This is a genomic window from Mesorhizobium sp. M8A.F.Ca.ET.161.01.1.1 (assembly GCF_004792105.1).
GTDB lineage: Bacteria > Pseudomonadota > Alphaproteobacteria > Rhizobiales > Rhizobiaceae > Mesorhizobium.
Genome location: NZ_SRTD01000002.1, coordinates 503,031 through 522,834 on the forward strand (window position 1 = coordinate 503,031; position 19,804 = coordinate 522,834).

Annotated in this window: 16 protein-coding genes; 9 read left to right on the forward strand and 7 right to left on the reverse strand. The window is 60.3% G+C overall.

Going from position 1 to position 19,804, the window contains the following annotated elements; translation table 11 throughout:
* Nucleotides 1-11: 11 nt before the first annotated feature.
* From kdpB to kdpF, 4 genes are read right to left on the reverse strand one after another with little or no spacing between them, the layout of a single operon-like run.
* On the reverse strand, nt 12-2,105 hold the full coding sequence (gene kdpB / locus EN804_RS07450) for a potassium-transporting ATPase subunit KdpB (RefSeq protein ID WP_135919025.1): 2,094 nt from the start codon (nt 2,103-2,105) through the stop codon (nt 12-14).
* A complete protein-coding gene (locus tag EN804_RS07455) occupies nt 2,102-2,341 on the reverse strand; it encodes a hypothetical protein (RefSeq protein WP_246693380.1) in 240 nt (79 codons plus the stop codon). The genes kdpB and EN804_RS07455 overlap by 4 nt, the downstream gene beginning before the upstream one ends.
* Entirely contained in the window at nt 2,325-4,028 is a 1,704-nt protein-coding gene (gene kdpA, locus EN804_RS07460) for a potassium-transporting ATPase subunit KdpA (protein ID WP_135919026.1), read from the reverse strand. Before kdpA ends, EN804_RS07455 begins: the two co-directional genes overlap by 17 nt.
* Before the next feature lie 25 nt (nt 4,029-4,053).
* Entirely contained in the window at nt 4,054-4,143 is a 90-nt protein-coding gene (gene kdpF, locus EN804_RS07465; protein WP_015315765.1) for a K(+)-transporting ATPase subunit F, read from the reverse strand.
* A gap of 767 nt (nt 4,144-4,910) precedes the next feature.
* Here kdpF and EN804_RS07470 point away from each other — a divergent pair.
* The 3 genes from EN804_RS07470 (at nt 4,911) to EN804_RS07475 (ending at nt 8,654) form a co-directional block, all read left to right on the forward strand.
* On the forward strand, nt 4,911-5,942 hold the full coding sequence (locus EN804_RS07470; RefSeq protein ID WP_189521840.1) for an ABC transporter ATP-binding protein: 1,032 nt from the start codon (nt 4,911-4,913) through the stop codon (nt 5,940-5,942).
* A gap of 119 nt (nt 5,943-6,061) precedes the next feature.
* A complete protein-coding gene (locus tag EN804_RS37175) occupies nt 6,062-6,238 on the forward strand; it encodes a hypothetical protein (protein WP_167531294.1) in 177 nt (58 codons plus the stop codon).
* A gap of 316 nt (nt 6,239-6,554) precedes the next feature.
* The gene (locus tag EN804_RS07475; protein WP_135919027.1) at nt 6,555-8,654 is read left to right on the forward strand and encodes a mechanosensitive ion channel family protein; all 2,100 of its coding nucleotides are present in this window, start codon (nt 6,555-6,557) and stop codon (nt 8,652-8,654) included.
* A gap of 673 nt (nt 8,655-9,327) precedes the next feature.
* Here EN804_RS07475 and EN804_RS07485 read toward each other — a convergent pair.
* Nucleotides 9,328-9,855: a hypothetical protein gene (locus tag EN804_RS07485; protein ID WP_127275473.1), complete on the reverse strand. Its 528-nt coding sequence runs from the start codon at nt 9,853-9,855 to the stop codon at nt 9,328-9,330.
* An 836-nt stretch (nt 9,856-10,691) separates the two neighbouring features.
* The gene (locus EN804_RS07490) at nt 10,692-10,970 is read right to left on the reverse strand and encodes a hypothetical protein (RefSeq protein WP_135881471.1); all 279 of its coding nucleotides are present in this window, start codon (nt 10,968-10,970) and stop codon (nt 10,692-10,694) included.
* A 227-nt stretch (nt 10,971-11,197) separates the two neighbouring features.
* Between EN804_RS07490 and EN804_RS07495 the strand changes: the two genes are divergently transcribed.
* The 6 genes from EN804_RS07495 (at nt 11,198) to EN804_RS07520 (ending at nt 18,322) form a co-directional block, all read left to right on the forward strand.
* Nucleotides 11,198-13,030: an adenylate cyclase gene (locus tag EN804_RS07495; RefSeq protein WP_135919028.1), complete on the forward strand. Its 1,833-nt coding sequence runs from the start codon at nt 11,198-11,200 to the stop codon at nt 13,028-13,030.
* A gap of 144 nt (nt 13,031-13,174) precedes the next feature.
* Nucleotides 13,175-13,972 (forward strand): DUF2092 domain-containing protein, encoded by a 798-nt coding sequence (locus EN804_RS07500; protein WP_135915011.1) that lies wholly within the window; start codon nt 13,175-13,177, stop codon nt 13,970-13,972.
* Nucleotides 13,973-13,974: 2 nt separating this feature from the next.
* A complete protein-coding gene (locus EN804_RS07505; protein ID WP_127275477.1) occupies nt 13,975-14,181 on the forward strand; it encodes a hypothetical protein in 207 nt (68 codons plus the stop codon).
* Between the two features lie 271 nt (nt 14,182-14,452).
* On the forward strand, nt 14,453-16,387 hold the full coding sequence (locus EN804_RS07510) for a DUF3604 domain-containing protein (protein WP_135919029.1): 1,935 nt from the start codon (nt 14,453-14,455) through the stop codon (nt 16,385-16,387).
* An 88-nt stretch (nt 16,388-16,475) separates the two neighbouring features.
* Complete coding sequence (locus tag EN804_RS07515) at nt 16,476-17,330, forward strand: peptidylprolyl isomerase (RefSeq protein WP_245511687.1); 855 nt, start codon at nt 16,476-16,478, stop codon at nt 17,328-17,330.
* On the forward strand, nt 17,327-18,322 hold the full coding sequence (locus tag EN804_RS07520; protein ID WP_135919030.1) for a HupE/UreJ family protein: 996 nt from the start codon (nt 17,327-17,329) through the stop codon (nt 18,320-18,322). Before EN804_RS07515 ends, EN804_RS07520 begins: the two co-directional genes overlap by 4 nt.
* Nucleotides 18,323-18,883: 561 nt before the next feature.
* On the opposite strand, the gene EN804_RS07525 is transcribed toward EN804_RS07520, so the two are convergent.
* Nucleotides 18,884-19,699: a transporter gene (locus EN804_RS07525; RefSeq protein ID WP_127278204.1), complete on the reverse strand. Its 816-nt coding sequence runs from the start codon at nt 19,697-19,699 to the stop codon at nt 18,884-18,886.
* Nucleotides 19,700-19,804 lie beyond the last annotated feature (105 nt).

The following is a 19,804-nucleotide window of genomic DNA, read 5'->3' on the forward strand; positions in this document are numbered from 1 at the left end:
CGGAACGATCCTTATGCAAGGCCAAGGGCGGTGACCGCCATGTCGATTATCTTGATGCCGGCGAACGGCACGACGATGCCGCCGAGGCCGTAGACGAGAAGATTGCGGCTGAGCAGCGCACCGGCGCCGATCGCCCGGTACTTCACACCGCGCAGCGACAACGGGATCAGCGCGATGATGATCAGCGCGTTGAAGATGATGGCCGACAGGATGGCGCTCTGCGGCGTCGCCAGGTGCATGATGTTGAGCGCCTGCAGCGGGCCGGTCGTCTGGCCGGGCGCGACGTAGAAGACGGCGAACATGGCCGGGATGATGGCGAAGTACTTGGCGACGTCATTGGCGATGGAGAAGGTCGTCAGCGAACCGCGCGTCATCAACAGCGCCTTGCCGATTTCGACGATCTCGATCAGCTTGGTCGGATCGCTGTCCAGATCGACCATGTTGCCGGCCTCGCGGGCGGCGACCGTGCCGGTGTTCATGGCCACGCCGACATCGGCCTGCGCGAGTGCTGGCGCGTCGTTGGTGCCGTCACCGCACATGGCGACCAGCTTGCCCTTGGCCTGCTCGTCACGGATCAGCTTCAGCTTGTCCTCGGGCGTCGCCTGGGCGAGGAAGTCGTCGACGCCGGCTTCCGCCGCGATTGCTGCCGCCGTCATCGGATTGTCGCCGGTGATCATCACCGTGCGGATGCCCATGCTGCGCAGTTCGGCGAAGCGCTCGCGGATACCGCCCTTGACGATATCCTTCAGGTGGACGACGCCGAGCAGGCGCCCGTCCCGCTCGACCGCCAACGGCGTACCGCCCGATTTGGCGACCTCGTCGGCGATCACCTGCAGGTCGCGCACGGTATCGCTTCCGGGCCGTATGCCATGCGTGGCCGATGTCGGCTGGCTGACATAGGTCAGGATCGAATCGACCGCGCCCTTGCGTACCGAAGAGCCTTCTATGTCAACGCCGCTCATGCGGGTCTGCGCCGTGAAAGGCACGAACGTGGCATGCAACGTCGCCATGTCGCGGGCACGGATGGCATATTTCTCCTTGGCCAGCACCACGATCGAGCGGCCTTCCGGCGTCTCGTCGGCGAGCGAGGCAAGCTGTGCCGCGTCGGCCAGTTCCTGCTCGCTGACGCCTTTGACCGGGCGGAATTCCGTCGCCTGGCGATTGCCGAGCGTGATCGTGCCGGTCTTGTCGAGCAGCAGCGTATCGACATCACCGGCGGCTTCCACGGCGCGGCCCGACATGGCCAGCACATTGAAGCGCACCAGGCGGTCCATGCCGGCAATGCCGATGGCTGACAGCAGCGCGCCGATCGTGGTCGGGATCAGCGTCACGAACAGGGCGACGAGCACGGTCACCGAAATGTAGCCACCCGAGTAGGAGGCAAAGCTCGGGATCGTCGCGGTGGCCAGCACGAAGATCAGCGTCATGCCGACGAGCAGGATGTTGAGCGCGATCTCGTTCGGCGTCTTCTGGCGCTCGGCGCCTTCGACCAGCGAGATCATGCGATCGAGGAAAGTATGGCCGGCGGCGGCGGTGATGCGCACGCGGATCCAGTCGGACAGCACCTGCGTGCCGCCGGTGACCGCCGAGCGGTCGCCGCCGGATTCGCGGATCACCGGCGCGGACTCGCCTGTGATCGCCGCCTCGTTGACCGACGCGACGCCTTCCACCACCTCGCCGTCGGACGGGATGATGTCGCCGGCCTCGACCAGCACGATGTCGCCGACCTTCAGACCGGTGCCGGGCACCAGCTTGAACCTGGTGCGATCCTCGCCCGTCAAAAGCTTGGCCTGGGTTTCCGTGCGCGCCTTGCGCAGCGAATCCGCCTGCGCCTTGCCGCGCCCTTCGGCGACGGCTTCGGCGAAATTGGCGAACAGCACCGTGAACCACAACCAGATGATGATCTGTAGCGTGAAGCGCAGATCGCCGCCGCCGGTGACGAGGTCCTTGACGAACAGCACCGATGTCAGCGCCGACACCACTGCGACGACGAACATCACCGGATTGCGCGCCAGCGTGCGCGGATCGAGTTTGCGGAAGGCGCCGCCTATGGCGGGCCACAGGATGCCGGCATCCATGATGCTGGCCGATTTTGACTGGCTCATTTTGAAGCTCCGGCTTCAGTGTTGGTGTGCGGCGCCGATTGGTCGGATGCCGAAAAAAGATGGGGAAGCCCGTAGGCCAGCAGCCAAAGCGCGATCATGGCGCCGGCAAGCCCGAGAAAGGTCGACATGGTCGGGAAAGGAGGCGGCAGCCCCTCCTTCCCCGGTTCGGGCCGATGCCTGACATGGCGGCGCTTGTTGCTGAACCAGGACACGGCTACCTCAGAATGCCTGTCCATGGATCATCGCCAGGTGCTCGACAACAGGTCCGACGGCAAGCGCCGGGAAGAAAGTCAGCCCGCCGACGATGACGATGACGCCGACCAGCAGCCCGACGAACAGCGGACTGTCGGTCGGGAAAGTGCCGGCCGAGGCGGGCACGGTCTTTTTCGCCGCCAACGCGCCGGCGATGGCGAGCGCCGGGATGATGACCAGGAAGCGGCCCATCAGCATGCCGATGCCGATGGTGATGTTGTACCAGGGGGTGTTGCCGGTGAGGCCGCCGAAGGCCGAACCGTTGTTCGCCGCCGCCGAGGTGTAGGCGTAGAGGATTTCGGAGAAGCCGTGCGGCCCGCCATTGGCGATCGAGGCCACCGCGCTCGGCAGCACCACCGCGATGGCAGTGAAGACCAGCATCGCCAGCGGCAGGCACAGAATGGCCAGCATCGCCATCTTGACCTCCTTGGCCTCGATCTTCTTGCCGAGATATTCGGGCGTGCGGCCGACCATCAGGCCGGCGACGAAGACGGCGATCAGAATGAACATCAGCATGCCGTAGAAGCCGGCGCCGACACCGCCGACGATGACCTCGCCGAGTTGCATGTTGATGAGCGGGATCATGCCGCCAAGCGCGGTGAACGAGTCATGCATGGCGTTGACCGCGCCGCAGGAGGCCGCCGTGGTGATGACCGCGAACAAAGCCGAGAGCGCGATGCCGAAACGGGTCTCCTTGCCTTCCATGTTGCCGCCGTCGATGCCGAGCGCATGCACCAGCGGATTGCCCGCGGCTTCCGCCCAGTAGCAGACGGCGACGCCGGCGATGAACAGCACGCCCATCGAGGCAAGGATCGCCCAGCCCTGGCGCTGGTTGCCGACCATGCGGCCGAAGACGTTGGTCAAGGCAGCGCCGACGACGAAGATCGACAGCATCTGGATCAGGTTGGAGATGGCGTCGGGGTTCTCGAAGGGATGTGCCGCATTGGCATTGAAGAACCCGCCGCCATTGGTGCCGAGCATCTTGATGGCGACCTGCGAGGCGACCGGGCCGAGCGCGATCGTCTGCCTGACGCCTTCGAGCGTGGTGGCGTCGACATAAGGCCCGAGCGTCTGCGGCATGCCGAGCCAGACATAGACAAGGGTGAGCACGATGCAGAGCGGCAAAAGCACGTAGAGCGTGGCGCGCGTCATATCGACCCAGAAATTGCCGATCGATTTTCCCGAAGCGCGGGCAAATCCGCGGATCAGCGCGATCGCGATGGCGATGCCGGTGGCGGCCGAAACGAAATTCTGGACCGTCAGGCCGGCCATCTGCACGAGGTAAGACATCGTGCTTTCGCCGCCGTAGTTCTGCCAGTTGGTGTTGGTCATGAAGCTGGCGGCGGTGTTGAAGGCGAGCGCCGGGTCGACCGCACTCATGCCGGCCGGATTGTAGGGCAGGCTGCCCTGCAGGCGCTGCAGGAAGTAGAGCACCAGGAAGCCCGCCAGGTTGAACAGCAGCAGGGATACCGCATAGGTGGTCCAGTGCTGTTCCTCGCGCTCGCCGGTTCCGCAAATGCGGTAAAGTCCGCGCTCGAGCGGGCCGAGGACCGGCGAAAGCGGCGTGCGATCGCCATTGAAGACGCGGTGCATGTAGCCGCCGAGCGGCTTCACCAGCAAAACGAGGATCCCGCAGAAGATGAGGATCTGTATCCATCCGTTTATGGTCATGATGTAGCTTCCGTGCACCGGTGGACTAGAAACGCTCTGGGCGAATGAGGGCGTAGGTCAGGTAAGCGAGCAGGAACAAGGTGACGCCGCCACCGAGGATGTAGTCGACAAGCATGGTTCGATCCTTCCGCTTAAATTCTGTCGCAGGCTCTGACGTAGGCGAGGGACACGGCGAAGAACAAAACTCCGATCCCGAGCATGATAATGTCCATTTTGCCTGTTCCTTGTGCTTTGTACTTCGTGCCTTCCTGGAAAGGCTCGCAATACCATGACAACCCCCGCCGCATTTTCATTGACGTGGCACCAAATCTTGGTCGTGCGAATATGGACCCGATCGCCATAAAGGTTCGAGACGGCGCGGGGCGCAAAGAAATAGGAATTTTATAAAGGTTTCCCGCGCGGGCTCGATTGCCCGGCCGGGGTCTGTCGGCAGTGGGCGGCCTCAGCGAGAGCAGGCGCCCCGCGACCACGGCGCGCCCGGAAAGCTTGCCCTTGTTTGTTGGAACTCCTGACCGGCCCACATCAGGTTCCCGGTCCACCAGTCATGGCCGCCGGTCAGTGCTTCTGCCAACAACACCGTGGCTTCCTGTTTCAGCTCGGATCGTAAATTCTCCCAGCCTTGATGCCGATCAAGGGGGCTCGCGGCCTTCTCCGCTATCAGACCGTGATGATCGAGAACTCAACCTCTCCAACGTGGCGTGGCCGGGGCCAGCCCTACTGGTCGCGACCGGCTATCGAGGCGCTGCAGGAATGCCGCTCTCGGCCTGCCGGGCTGACTTCGACCGAGCCGCGCAACGAGGATGCCCGCTCGGTTACTCACCGACAGGGTGCGTCGCCCTTATCGGCTGGGCCGGAGATGGAGGCGACGGAGGCGCACCGAAGGTGAGCGGCATTTTCACGACAATTGCGCGGCGCTTCACCCCGTTTAAGCCGATGGCCGACGCGATACGCGCTGGCGAGAAGTTTCCCAGTTTTGTCCGGCGCGCCAGCGGCATGCATCAGGTCTATGTTAGCGTGATCGCAATCTCGGTTGCCTTGGCTAACTTTATCCCCATCGACCTGCAGAGACGGGTCGTCGATGGGGCGATTGCCGACAAGAACGTACGGGCGCTCCTGATGCTCGGCGGCCTGTATCTAGCGGCTATACTCCTGCATGCGGGGTTGAAATACGCACTGATCGTCTATCAGGGCTGGCTCGGAGAGAGCGTGGTTAAGACGGCGCGCGATCAACTCGCTCTCGTCGCCACGCAAAGGTCAGCGCGCGAGCACGCAAGGAGCGGTCAGACCGCCAGCATCATCGGCAACGAGATCGACTATGTTGGCGGATTTGTCGGCACCAGCATCTCTGAATGCGTGGTCAACGTCACGATGATGATCTCCGTCGTATCTTACATGATCTACATGCAGCCGGTGATTGCTCTGGTCAGCGGCGTATCACTCCTGCCGCAGATCCTGCTTGCGCTTTACATGCAGAAGGACCTGAACACACTCGTGGAACGGCAGGTCGTGCTGGTCCGAAGGCTTGGCAACCAGGCAGTCAATTCCTTCGCCAGCCACTCGACGAAGCGCCGGGCAGCCTTTCGCACCATACGCACCATCTTCAGCAACCGCCTTGAATTCTATTTGTTGAGATTCGGGCTGAAGACGTTGCTGAACATAGCCAACGCGTCTGGGTCCCTGATGGTCCTGATCGTTGGCGGCTATCTTGTCATCCGCGGGCAGACGACGATCGGCACCGTCGTCGCCTTCATTTCGGGCTTCCAACGCTTGTCGGAACCCACGGGGGAACTTCTCGACTTCTATCGCGCGTATTGGCAAGCGAAAGTGCAATTCCGGATGATCGTCCAGTGGGTCGACGGCAATCATCCCTCGCAAACCGGACATTCCAGCGCACAGCCGGAATTGAATCGGTGATCTAGTTAGCCTGGCCAGCGGCTGGTGCTCCGCAGCACAAGCCGAACGCATAGTGAACTTATTGGCGAAGCACCATATGAAGCACGTCTGAGCGCGCCGTGTAGGAGAGCCCATTCGGCATGTCGCAGGTGAAGCCGCCCTCCGCATCCGGGCGGCTACATCTTGACGGACGACCCAAATTTCAAGCGAAATACACCACGACGGTTTTCCCACAGACCAAAGGGGAATTTGTGGTCGACCTGGAAGGGACCTTCAAGGCGATGGCTGTGGGCCGCAAGGGCCTGTCCCGCAACTGACCTACAGCCGCCGGTGCAGCCGACCGGATAAGTCGCATCGACGGCAAGGTCTAAGCGTTCCTTGAAAGCCCCATCGAGGGCGACGCGATCGAACGCCGATTGATCTCGCGCAATTTGCGCTTAAGCCATACCTAATACAATCGTCCGGCTATCGACTTTGCGCAAAGGACGTATCTTTGACCGCCAGGCCTTCATCGCCTTCGTACAGAAATGGGCAACTTGGCCCTGACGACCTTCCCAGCGCCGCCTGTCGTCTGCCGGCGCAAGCGGACAGGCTCGCTCCCGGCTGGCTTCCCACGGGCAGCCGGAGCGTCCGATGAGCAAAGCACTGCGCACTCGAATTTGTATTCTGCTGTCGGCCGGCATTGCGATTTTCTTTTGGGCACTGCTTGGAACCTCCTTGGCACAGCAGTCTCCGGCCGGCTTGCCGCCTGAAAAGGCACGGCAGTTCCTCAACCTGCTGTCCGACCCTGAGGTGAAGCAATGGCTCGAAGGAAAGATACAGGCAGCCGCTGAAGAACCGCCTGCCCCATCGCTGGAAGACACGATCGCGAGTTGGGAGGGAGCCGTTCGCGCACGTCTCGCCGCGCTCGCGGATGCCATTCCCCGCATCCCGCAGGAGTTGTCCAACGCCGCCGGCGTCGTCTCGCGCGACGTGAATTCAGGCAGGCCCGGCCTGGTGGTCCTGATCCTGGCAGTTCTGATTGTCGTCGGGTTCGGCGCCGAGTGGCTGGTCCGCCGGGCTTTGGCGTCGGGCGCTTCCGAGGCAACGATTGACCCCGGAAAGGCGGTTCTGTCCGAGGTCGCTGCCTTGCTGACATTTGCCCTAGCCAGCATCGGCTCGTTCCTCGCGTTCGAATGGCCGCCGCTTCTGCGCAAGATCGTGCTGACGCTGCTGCTCGCCTTCATCATCTTTCGCGCTATCCGCGCGATAACCAAGTCTCTGCTGGCGTTGGGGTCTCCCATTGAGGGTGACCCTAGCGATCAGCGGGGCGGCAGCCGCGAGGCGGGTCAACGCTTCTGGCAGCAACGCGTGAGCGCGGTCGCCGGGTTTTTTTTCTTCGGCTGGGCGATTGTCAGCATCATGCCGACCCTTGGCTTCTCGCCCGACATGCTGCGGCTCGTCGCGCTCTCGTTCGGGCTTGGCCTGCTGGCCGTCGGCTGCGACACCGTTTGGCGGCGGCATAGCAAGCCAGCCTCACCGATCAAGAATTGTCTGCTTACGCTCTATCTGGTTGTACTTTGGCTAGTCTGGGTCGCGGGGGTGCTCGCATTGCTGTGGATCGGTTTGTACGCGCTGCTCCTGCCTAGCGTGGTGCGCGGCGTCGGTAATGTCTCGCAAGCGGTCGCCGGCACCGCCAAGCGCAGTGGCGCCGTCGGCGTGGCGCTCAACGTATTTATCGTCAGAGGCGCTAGGGCGGGGGTCATTGCAGCGGCGATCGTTTGGCTCGCCTACGTCTGGCGTCTTAGAGCAGCGGCCTTTGCTCACGACGAGATGGGCGCTCGCATCATATCCGGATCGCTTAACGCCATTGTCATATTGATGGTCGCGGATCTGTTCTGGCAGCTCGCCAAGGCCCTAATCGCCTATAGAATTGAGGCATCGAGTCTGGCCAGTACGGATCCCCATCATGCGGCACCCCAGGCGGATCCGTACGATGCAGCACGTGCAGCCCGCCTGCGAACTCTCTTGCCGATCTTTCGCAACGCGCTCGCCGTCCTCATCGGCGTCGTGGCAGTACTAAGCATCCTGGCCGGGTTAGGCGTGCAGATCATGCCTCTGATCGCTGGCGCAGGTGTGTTCGGCGTGGCCATCGGCTTCGGCTCGCAGACGCTTGTGAAGGACATGCTGAGCGGAGTGTTCTACCTGATGGACGATGCGTTCCGGGTGGGGGAGTACATCCAGAGCGGGTCATACAAGGGGACGGTCGAGTCCTTCAGCCTGCGCTCGGTCAGGCTGCGCCACCACCGCGGCCCCGTCTATACCGTTCCGTTCGGCCAGCTCGGCGCGATCCAGAACATGAGTCGCGACTGGGTGATCGACAAGATAACGATCGGCGTGACCTACGATTCCGACGTCGAACTCGCGCGCAAGCTGGTTAAGAAGATCGGACAAGAGCTGGCGCAGGACCCCGAATTCGCGGCTGACACGATCGAGCCGCTGAAAATGCAGGGCATCGACGCGTTCGGCGATTTCGCCGTCCAGCTCAGTATGAAGATGACGACCAAACCGGGAACGCAGTTCCCGATCAAGCGCCGGGCCTTCATGATGATTAAGAAGGCCTTCGAGGACAACAACATCAAGATCGCGTTCCCGACGGTGCACGTCGAGGGCGGCGATGCCGCCACCGCCGCCGCCGCACAGCAGCAGATCGCCAAAATGAGCCAGGCTGAAGCAGCGGCCTGTCAGGCCTAGACCATGCACGGCATTGACTGTCGATCCTGAGGGTTAAGTCTGATCCCGAAACGAGGCCGGTTCATCTTTGCCCGGGCTCCAGGCAAGCCAGTGAGTAGGACGAATCTCGACGCGAGCTCCGGTCACCACATTCCTCCACCCCTTCTCACACGGAATCACAAGCGGATGCACGCCGTCCTTGTCCCTGTTTAACCTGCCTGGGCTTCTTCGCATCAAGATCACGACGGATCGCCGCAATCAGCTCGTCCAGTGAGAGGGGCAGTTCATTTCCCGACAGCGTTGCTGCGTCGGTGGATAGTCGGTTGTTCGAGGATTGATCCGGTGCCAGATGACGCTTGCAATCAAGGTGAGTATACCGGAAGCCGCATTGATCTCGCCAATATATTACAACATCGTCAATTGCCGTTACCCACGCCGGCGGCGTCAAAATGGTGGACGCGTCGCGCTATCTGAAAAGACGTCAGGTCTCTTTTTCTACGTCATTATTGGGAATGCTCTAATTTAGTATCTTCGCTGTTGGTCATCAGCCCCGCGGTCGTACTTCTGATACGATCTTGGCGCGCCGACTGGCATTGGCCGCTCCGGCGGCGGCGATTTCACACGCTGGCGCTCTGCGTTAAAACTCTGTGGCTGCAGCCAATGGCCGAGATGGGGAATATTGCCCAGCGGGCGGTCACTGCGCGAGGCATTTGCGGCCCATTGCCATTGCCTTGTAAGTCCCCTTCAGATCGACAACGAAGGTCCCCTTGGTTTCCGGAAACACGATCATTTCATATTGCTTCGCTACGTCGCGCTTGAAATTCGGGTCGTCTGTCAAGATGTAGCCACCAGAATATCCGCCCTTGAGTTCGCCGCTCGTGGTGATGGCCACACCACTATAAAGATGGCCAGCGATGGAGACGAAGATTTCCGACTGGGCCCCGTTCTGAAGGCCGATATCCGCCTTCGTGAACACGCCGAGATACCCGACCTCCTGATTTGCGGTAACGCCCATTTGCACCGAACTTGGCCCATCCTGGCGCACGATCAAGCAATCTCCGCGGGTTTGATTTGCATAGACCGTCCAGCCCTCCACGTCGTCCCCGTATCGGACAAGCACATCGCTGGCCTTGGGAAGGGGATTTTGTGTTTGTGCGTAGGCTGCCATCGCAGACAAAAGTGCTACTGAAGTTGCCGTGATAAGTGTCATTAAATTTCGCATGGAAGTGCCTTTCCTTTATCTGCCTTTATCTGCCTTTATCTGCCTTTATCTGCCTTTATCTGCCTTTATCTGCCTTTATCTGCTCATGAACGTCCGCGCTGGGGTCTCAGCATGGGGCTTTTTCCTCGCGGACTGCAATTCGGCGGGTGCCTCAAAGGGCTTGTATATCGCGTGAGCCCAGAGGCAGTAGGTAAGTTACGTGGGCAAGCATGTAGATTAGCGGACCACTAGTTGGACAGGCCCGTTAGCTCGTTGGCTTAGATCGTGGTCCATTTTGGTCCTGCGCTGAGCAACCCTGGTTGAGCATGATCGCCTGTCCTCGACTATCGAAGCGTAGACCTTCTCCTAGTCATCGATCATGCGGGACGCGCTGAAGGCACATTGTTGTCGCTCCTTTGCACTGATTGACGCGAAGGTTAGCGGACGTGGCGCGTGCACGCGCGTAGCATCTGGTAACCTACTCCCGGAACAGCCACACCATGCACCATGGTGCCTTGAGACTTGCCGGTGATCAGACGAGTTCCATCGACATACTGCAAGACTTGTCTGCCGGGCCGAATAACAGTCTTTGCGAGTGCTGGCGTCAGGCGACGACAGCGTTTGCTGAAAACGGTATCAAACTCGCGAAATCCGTACTGGCTCAGAGCTCTGCCGGACCGCAACAGGAAGCAGTGGTCAGTGCGGCTGCGGCGCAACAGACCCGTCACCGCGCAACGGAAGGAGGCGGCGGCGTGATACTTTGGATCGCCGCGCGATGTAGCATCTGGTATATTCGGTGCGGCCAAGGGCTGCTCCGCTTGCGAGGCCCCAGCCAGCCATTGAGCAGCTTTCGTTCACTACTGACTTTTCGGCCGCCGGGCCGGGAGCGGGATACTGGCGGCTGTATCCAATATTGCTTCGATCTCCTTGGCCAGGTCGTTGACCAGCGCTAGGTATTCGGCGCGACGCTCATCACGCTTTGGTGTGTCGGAATTCTCCCAACGCAGGGCCGCTCTTTCGGCGTCAGCAAAATCGATACACAGCGAGCGGAAATCCTCATCGCGGACGGCGAGGTCCTCGATCGCGCGCTTTCGCAAGGGAAAGCGCCGTTGGGCCGCCTCGATTTTTTGATCCATATCAATGACGCCCATTCCGCCGTCGGTGCAATGGAGTATAGGCGTGCCGCAGCAGTTGCGGGCGTAGGTTACTGTAGCCGACGCCGGAGCATATGGAATCGTACATAGTCTTGGACGGAATGGAATGCGGGGAGTACGCTACTTAAGCAATTTCTAATTTACCTCCAAAGCCGATGCCCTACGGCAGGTCGGGACGGCCCTCAAGGTGGGGCAAGAGGGGTTCTGGAATGAACGTCTTTAATCCTGGGGTTGCAGCGCTAGCCCTGACTTCGGCACTCCGACTGCCACCCTCTCCGGAGGAGGTCCGCGCCGAGCTTGAGCGCATTCTCTCAAGTCCTGAGTTTTCGGTGCCGGCGCGCGCTTGTGCTTTCCTACGCTACGTCGTGGAAGAAACGCTCTCTGGGCGCGCTACGCGGCTCAAAGGTTATTCGATCGCCATCGAGGTTTTCGACCGGGACGAAAACTTCACGCAGGACGATCCGGTGGTGCGGATCGAGGCGGGTCGGTTGCGCCGCGCGCTTGAGCGGTATTACCTGCTGTCCGGATGCACCGATCCGATCCGCATCGAAATCCCCAAGGGCGGGTACGTTCCCGTTTTCAGCTGGAACGTCTCGAACGCAGTCGAACTCACGCCAGTCGGGCCTGCAGCGGCTCCCGAGATTTCGAAAGCGGCTTCGTTTTCATGGGAACGCGTGCATTGGCTCGCCACGGCAACGCTCGCAGTCGTCGTCTGCCTCACCTTTGCATATTGGGCCTCCAGCCAGCTGGTGTCGCAGACCTCCCTGCCCTCGGCGCGGGCGGCCGATCCCGAGGGACCAACGCTGGTGGTCGCGCCATTCGCCGATCTCGGCGGAGGACCGGAAGCCAAGCTATATGCGATGGGGCTTACCGAGGAATTGCTGAGCATCCTGCCGCACTTCAAAGAACTCACGGTGTATGGCCGCGAGACCTCAGAGGCTTTGCCACCGCAAGTCGCCCCCTTGCACATCCAGCAACTCGGAGCCAGTTACCTTCTGACCGGCGGGGTGCAAATCTCCGGCGCGCGAATCCGCGTCACAGCCCGTCTGATCGAAACCGAAAACGGCGCGATCCTGTGGTCTCAAACCTACGACGACGATTTTCGTTCCCGCGATATCTTCGCCATTCAATCCGATGTCGCCGCCCAGGTTGCAACAGTAGTAGCTCAGCCCTACGGCGTCATCTATCAGGCCGACATCGCGAACGGCCCGCCCGATGATCTCGATGCCTACCGTTGCACGCTTCAATTTTACGCCTATCGCACCGAGTTGAGTGTCGAACGGCATGCGGCCGTCCGCGACTGCCTTGAGAGCGCCGTCGCGCGCTTTCCATCCTACGCTACCGCCTGGGCGATGCTGTCGATTGCTTACGTCGACGAGGACCGGTTTGGCTTCAATGCACGAAAGGGCGCGCCCACATCGGCTGAACGTGCACTCGCTGCAGCGCGTCGGGCGGTCGAGCTGAACTCGGACAATATGCGCGCACTTCAGGCGTTGATGACGGCGTTGTTCTTCAATCAGCAATGGGCTGAGTCGATGGAGATCGGGGAACGGGCACTGGCACTCAATCCCAACGATACCGAGTTCCTCGGCGAATTCGGCACACGACTGGCACTTGGAGGGCAATGGCAGCGTGGGGCGGAGCTTGTGCAGCTAGCTCTTGACCGCAATCCGGGGGCCGGCGGGTACTACCACACGGTGCTCGCGCTCACAGCCTATATGCAGCATGACGACCAAAAAGCCGTGGCCGAGATCCGGCAGGCCGATCTCCAGAAACTCCCAATCTTCCATGTGGTAGCGACCGCCATCTATGCACAGGCGGGGATGATGGCGGAAGCAACCCGGGAGGGAGAAATATTTATGAAGATGAGCCCAGCGTTCATCCCCAACATCGAGGCCGAACTCATGAAGCGCAACATCCAGGCAGCGGATCGGGCGCGCATGATCGCGAGCCTTCGCAAGGCAGGCTTGCCCGTGCCGTCGGACGCGCCGTCAGGCTCCTCAGTGCCTGCCACAACATCTGATATGCCCTCGAGCGAGTAAGTGCGGGCTGAGCGTCGATCCGCGTTCTCGCGCTGGTAGGCCGCCGCGGCACAAAAGTAGCGACCATAACAGAACCTACCCGATGCTACGGGTGCTCCTCCGCTTCCTCAACTAATACTGAGGCACCTGGAAGGAGGCACTCACATGAAAAGAATACCACGAAAATCAAGGCGACTCGCCGCCGCATCTACAGCGGCGATGATCTTGGCGATTGGGTGGGGAGCGCCCGCGACAGCGGACGACGCAGAGGCCAAGAGCTTGCTCAAGGCGATGTCCGATTACATGGCGGGCATGAGTTCCATTTCCTTTGGATACGACACCAACTTCGAGGTCGTCACCAAGGACCACCAGAAGCTTCTGTTCGCGAGTTCGGGGATGGTCGACCTCAGCCGGCCCGACAGGATCCGCGCCACCCGCAGTGGCGGTTTCGCCAATGTCGAGATGATCTTCGACGGCAAGACGCTGACGCTGCTGGGCAAGAACGCCAACCTTTACACGCAGGCCGAGGTGCCTGGTACCCTGGATCATCTGGTCGATGAGTTGCGGGACAAGTTCCACCGGCCTGTTCCCGGCGCAGACCTGCTTATGTCGAACGTCTACGAGGAGCTGATGCGCGACGTGACCGACGTCAAGGACCTCGGCAGCGGCGTGATCGGCGGCACCGAATGCGATCATCTGGCGTTTCGGACCAAGGAAGTAGACTGGCAGATCTGGATCGCCCAGGGCGAGCATCCCTATCCCTGCCGATATGTCATTACCAGCAAGAAAGTCGATCAGGGGCCGCAATACAGTGTTCAGATCAGAGACTGGAAGACCGGCAGCGATGTCGCGGCCGATGACTTCGGCTTCAAGAACGGGACCAACGCCAAGAAGGTCGATGCGAAGGAACTGACCGACACCGATGAACTGCCCACACAGTTTTCACCAGAAGGGACCAAATAATCATGACAGCGAAACTGAAAAACATCCTGCTCGCTGCCACCTTCGGGCTGATCGGGCTCGGAGCCTCGGAACGGATGACAGTCACCGGTTCCCACACCCTTATGTCGACGGCCGAAGCCATCGTCGGGCGTCCGCTCACGCCGGTCAGTGTTGCCGGGGTTGCGAGGCGTACGGTGCGGCGCTGCGCGGTTGGTATGTATTACTGTTAAGTCGCGCCTGCTGCGCAACCTGAGGCACAGATTTCCAAGCTGGTCTCATAAGGCCGAGTCCGCGCACAAGGGCGGAACAGGTTTATGACGTCCGCCGGTGGCAGATCAACCCTGCATCGATCAGAGTTCGAGATGAAGGACGAGGCACCAACCCTCGCGTGCCGCAGGTCGCTTGGGCATGCTTCCCTCACAGAACATACCCGATGCTACGGGTGTGTTTCCACTTACAGACTACGATGTGGTGACGAGCTTTAACCGGAGGAACCACAATATGCGCAGTTCTGCTTTCAGGTCCATTCTTCTGAGTGCGACCATCCTCGGCCTGGCGGCACCGGCATTTGCTGATGATGACATTGGTGCGCTATCACCGGAGAAGGCAGCGAAGGTCTTTGCCGCGAAGCCGATCTATTCGCCCTATGCTGGCCGAAATTTCCCTACCCGGCCGTTCTTCGGCGACACGCACCTTCACACCGGAGCATCTTTCGATGCGGGTGCGTTCGGCGCGCGGCTGACACCGCGTGATGCCTATCGCTTTGCGCGAGGCGAGGAAATTACGGCGTCGAGCGGTCAGCCGGCCAAGCTGTCGCGACCGCTGGACTTCCTGGTCGTTACCGACCACTCCGACAACATGGGCATGTTCCCGGACCTGTTTGCCGGTAAGCCGGACGTTATTGCCGACCCGCAGGCCAAGACATGGTACGATATGATCAAGTCCGGACAAGGCGGCGACGCTGCGATCCAGATCATCCAGGCCTTCAGCGCGGGAACACTTCCGAAGAGCATGATCTATGGACCTGAAACCCGCCCCTACAAAAATGCATGGCAGGATACGATAAAAGCGGCGGAGGAATACAATGATCCCGGCCGTTTCACTGCTGTCATCGGCTATGAATGGACGTCCAACACGGCGGGCAACAATCTGCACCGCAACGTGATCTTCCGGGATAACGGAGACAAGGCCGACCAGATCGTGCCCTACACGACTTTGAAGCCCCTCGGCAGCGATAATCCGCGCGATCTGTGGAAATGGATGCAGGCCTATGAGGACAAGACGGGCGGTAGCGTGCTGGCCATCGCCCACAACGGCAACCTTTCCAATGGCCGTATGTTCCCGCTGATCGAGTCCTTCACCAACAAGCCGGTGGACAAGGAATATGTGGAGCAGCGCGCAAAGTGGGAGCGGCTCTATGAGGCAACCCAGACCAAGGGCGACGGCGAAACCCACCCGACGCTTTCCCCAAATGACGAATTTGCCAATTTCGAACGGTGGGACTTTGGCAACCTTGATGGCAGCGCGGCGAAGACACCCGATATGCTGGAGTTCGAATATGCGCGCTCAGCACTGCGGAATGGTCTCAAGCTCGAGGCCGAGCTTGGCACCAACCCCTACAAGTTCGGCATGGTCGGCAGTTCCGATGCTCACACCGGCCTCTCCGCGCTGGAAGAGGAAAACTTCTTCGGCAAGACCACGCCACAGGAGCCGAGCCCGGAGCGCATGTTGAGTACATTCTTCACTAATCCAAAAACGAAGATAAAGGTCATGGACTGGCAGGTCAGCGCCTCGGGTTATGCCGCGGTCTGGGCGACGGAAAATACCCGTGAAGCTCTTTGGGACGCCATGCAGCGCAAGGAAACCTATGGCACCACGGGACCGCGCATGGCTGTGCGCTTTTTCGGCGGCTGGGATTTCGAGCAGGCAGATGCAGAGACCCGCAATCCGGGCGCTATCGGCTATGCCAAAGGCGTGCCCATGGGCGGCGACTTGACGGCAGCGCCAGAGGGCAAGGTGCCGACGTTCCTCGTCGCTGCACTTAAGGATCCGATCGGCGCCAATCTCGATCGTTACCAGATCGTCAAGGGATGGCTCGATGACAAGGATCAAACTCATGAGCAGGTCTATGACGTAGCTTGGGGTGGCGACCGCAGGTTAGGCGCAGATGGCAAGCTCCCATCGGTTGGCAGCACGGTGGATGTCGAAAACGCTACGTGGAAGAACACCATAGGCGCCTCGGAACTGATTGCGGTCTGGAAGGACCCTGCATTTGATCCAAAGCAGAAGGCTTTCTACTACGGTCGCGTCATCGAGATCCCGACGCCGCGCTGGACCGCCTACGACGCCAAGCGCTTTGGCACGAAGCCACTGGAGGGGACACAGATGACTGTGACGGAGCGCGCCTACACGTCGCCGATCTGGTACACGCCTTGAACGTCACTCTGGAGTTGACCTGAAAGTTCGGTGCGGCCGCCTACCGCCGCACCACCCTGCTTGTCCTTTGCCAGCGGAGCCAATCATCTTGCTGAAACGTCTGCTGAGAGAGCCATTAGCGCACTTCATCATTTTGGCTCTGGCCATCTTCTCGGTGTATGGCCTGCTCAACCGCGGGGGAGCGCAAGCGCCGGATCGCATCATCGTCACGGCGCCCAAGATCGAACAACTGACTGCAATCTTCGGCAAGACCTGGCAGCGACCTCCGACGGCCGAGGAATTCAAGGGACTGGTCGACGACTACGTCAAGGAAGAGATCTACGTCCGCGAGGCATTAGCCTTGGGGCTCGACAAGGATGACGCTGTCATTCGCCGCCGCCTAAGCCTGAAGATGGGGTTTATGAACGACTCCATCGTCGATGCACAAACGCCGACTAGTGGTGAGCTTGATGCCTATCTGAAGGCTCACCCCACCGTATTCGAGATCGAACCGATGCTGGCCTTCCAACAGGTTTTCCTCAACCCGGACCAGCACGGCGACAAGACCGGGCAGGACGCGGCCTCCATATTGAAGACATTGGCGACAAATCCCGCGACCGATCCGACGATGTTGGGTGACGTGTCGTTGCTTCCCGTGGAGCTGCCCCTGACAGGCAAATCATCGATAGGCCAGACTTTTGGGACGGATTTCGCCGAAGCGCTCGACAAGGCAACGCTAGGCCAGTGGACAGGTCCCGTCACATCAAGTTTCGGACTTCATTTGATCAAGCTGTCAGAGCGTAGACCGGGCCGCTTGCCCGCGCTCAACGAGGTGCGCGATGACGTGGTGCGCGAGTGGGCGAATGACAAGCGCAAGGAATTCGAAGAGCGCCGACTTGAGGAATTGCTGAAGCGATATGCGGTAGTGATCGAGTACCCCGCAAAAACGAGCGCCATCCGATGATTCGCTTCGCAGCGCTATTGACGGTTCTTCTGCAGCTGTTCCAATCCGCACCCGCAGCAGCACACGAGATGCGCCCCGCTTATCTCGAGATGCGGGAGACGGAACCCGATGTATTTGTGGCGGTATGGAAAGTGCCGGCCCTGGGCGACAGGCGGCTCAGCCTCTACGCGCGTTTGCCGGAAACATGCAGGGCGGAGAACGAGCCGACGAGATCCATCGATGGCGGTGCCTACATTGAGCGATGGACCGCCGCATGCGACGGCGGTCTGAAGGGCCATGAGATCACCATCGACGGCTTGCGCTCAACCCTGACCGACGCGCTGATCCATATTACCTACCGCGATGGGACGACGGAGATTGCCCGCCTCAAACCAGATATGCCGAGCACTGTCATCAAGGGCGCTCAGGCCAGCTTTGAGGTGGCGGAAACCTATTTCCGGTTGGGTGTTGATCACATCCTGTCCGGCATCGACCACCTTCTATTCGTGCTGGCTCTCATGCTGCTGATCCACAATCGATGGACGCTCGTGAAGACAATTACTGCCTTTACGATTGCCCACAGTATCACGCTTGCAGGGGCGGCTTTGGGTTACTTCAGCCTACCGCAGAAACCCGTGGAAGCCACCATTGCGCTTAGCATTGCCTTCGTGGCCAGCGAACTCACCAAGATCAAGCCAGCAGAAAGGCGGCTGTCCGAGACCTATCCCTGGATGGTGGCCTTCGCTTTCGGTCTTCTTCATGGCTTTGGCTTTGCTGGTGCGCTCAAGGAGATCGGACTTCCACAGGTGGATGTGCCGCTTGCTCTTCTCACCTTCAATCTGGGCGTCGAAGCAGGGCAAATGCTTTTTGTAGCGGCGGTACTAATCGCCTTCAGAATTGTTACCACCCTGATCACCATTCCGATTGTAGCTGCGCGGAGCACTGCCGCCTATCTGATCGGCACAATGGCTGCAGGCTGGCTCATCACACGACTTGCCGGCTTTGTGGTCTAGATCGGATAACTGGAACTGGTTCCGAACTCGGGTTAAGCGTCGCGTTGATTGGCGAGAAACGTCGCGAGCCCTCGAGGATCGGAGCGATCTTGGTCATGGCGATGTCGCGTCTCGGTCGTCCTGCGGATTTCCCGGATCAGAATGAGATGGCGGCCACTCCATGTCGGCACCGCTGAGAACCCCAGTCGAGAATTCCAAACGGAACGCAGCAATTGGAGAACAGAATGAAACAGAAACAAGTTGAATGGGCTTCATGCGGACGTTGCTCTATGTGGCTGCCCAAACGCAGATGACTCCGCCCCGAGGTGGGAAATGGACGTCTATGCAGGTCAGGCGAACGCTGGACCGTTGCGGGCGACCAAATCGGATGGCGTTTGGGGTCAAAACCCAATCACCTGGACTACCGAGTTCGACCCTAAACGGAAGCTCGTTCGCGCTCGGCCAGGAGCGAGAGTCCATCCGCTGAAGGCAGCCGGGCAGAGCCTCAGCCAGATCGCTGCTACCCTCACACGACAAGCGGACGCAGGACCGGCCTGCGCCCCGGCCGAAGCACTGCCCGGCCTATTTATTTGGAAACAGTAGTGTAATACCCGTGCGGAAGCCGAAACCATCTGGCCCATTGTCGGGGCTTTCCGCCCAGTAGCGCACACCGGCGAACAGGCTGATCGGCTGCTTGTCCATCACCACCAGCTTCGAGACTTGGAAGTTGATCGGGACCGACCATTGCTGCGCCTCCCAATTGTAGGTGCTCTCGGTGTTCAAGCTGAACGTCCAAGCGTCCTTCGTCGTGTAGGAGACGAAAGGCTGCAAGTAGGTGGCGTTGATGTCGCTGCGGTCGCCGTCGCCGGCAAACGACCAGATGTGGTTCGCCAACATACCCACCGTCCATCCGTCCTTTTGTTTCAACACGACGGCTGTCGGACCAGCTCCCCATTTTTGTCCACCAAGCAATTCGTCGGTCGCCGTCGGAAAGAGGAACACCGGGCCGACACCCCAGATGATCCCATTTGCGGTCGGCTTCTTGGGCGAGAAGAACAGGCTCTGGCTGATGTCGCCGAGCCCGAACTGATTGCCGGAAGGCCCGGCAATATCGTGCTGGTAGGCGACGGGCAGGATGGTGCGGGAGATGACGTTCCAATCGTCGTTGAGCGAGAACGGAATGACCGGCTGGATGTTGACATAGCCCTTGTCGCCATCGTTGGGACCATAGCCCTGGTCCCAATTGAATTGGAACGGCACGCTGATCAGCGAGGCGATCGGGTTAGACAGCTTCTTGGCGAGATCCTGGGTATCCTCGGCCCAAGCGGCACTGCAGACGAGCAAGCCTGAGGCGAGCGTAGCCGCCAGCCGAATGGCCCATTCGGACTTCATTGACATCGGCAACCCCCTCTTCGCATGCCGACCAGCCTAAGGGGACCGACCCCGGATAGACAGTACACCGTCAATGCTGGGTATGGTCCACACTTTTGTCGATGGGTGTGT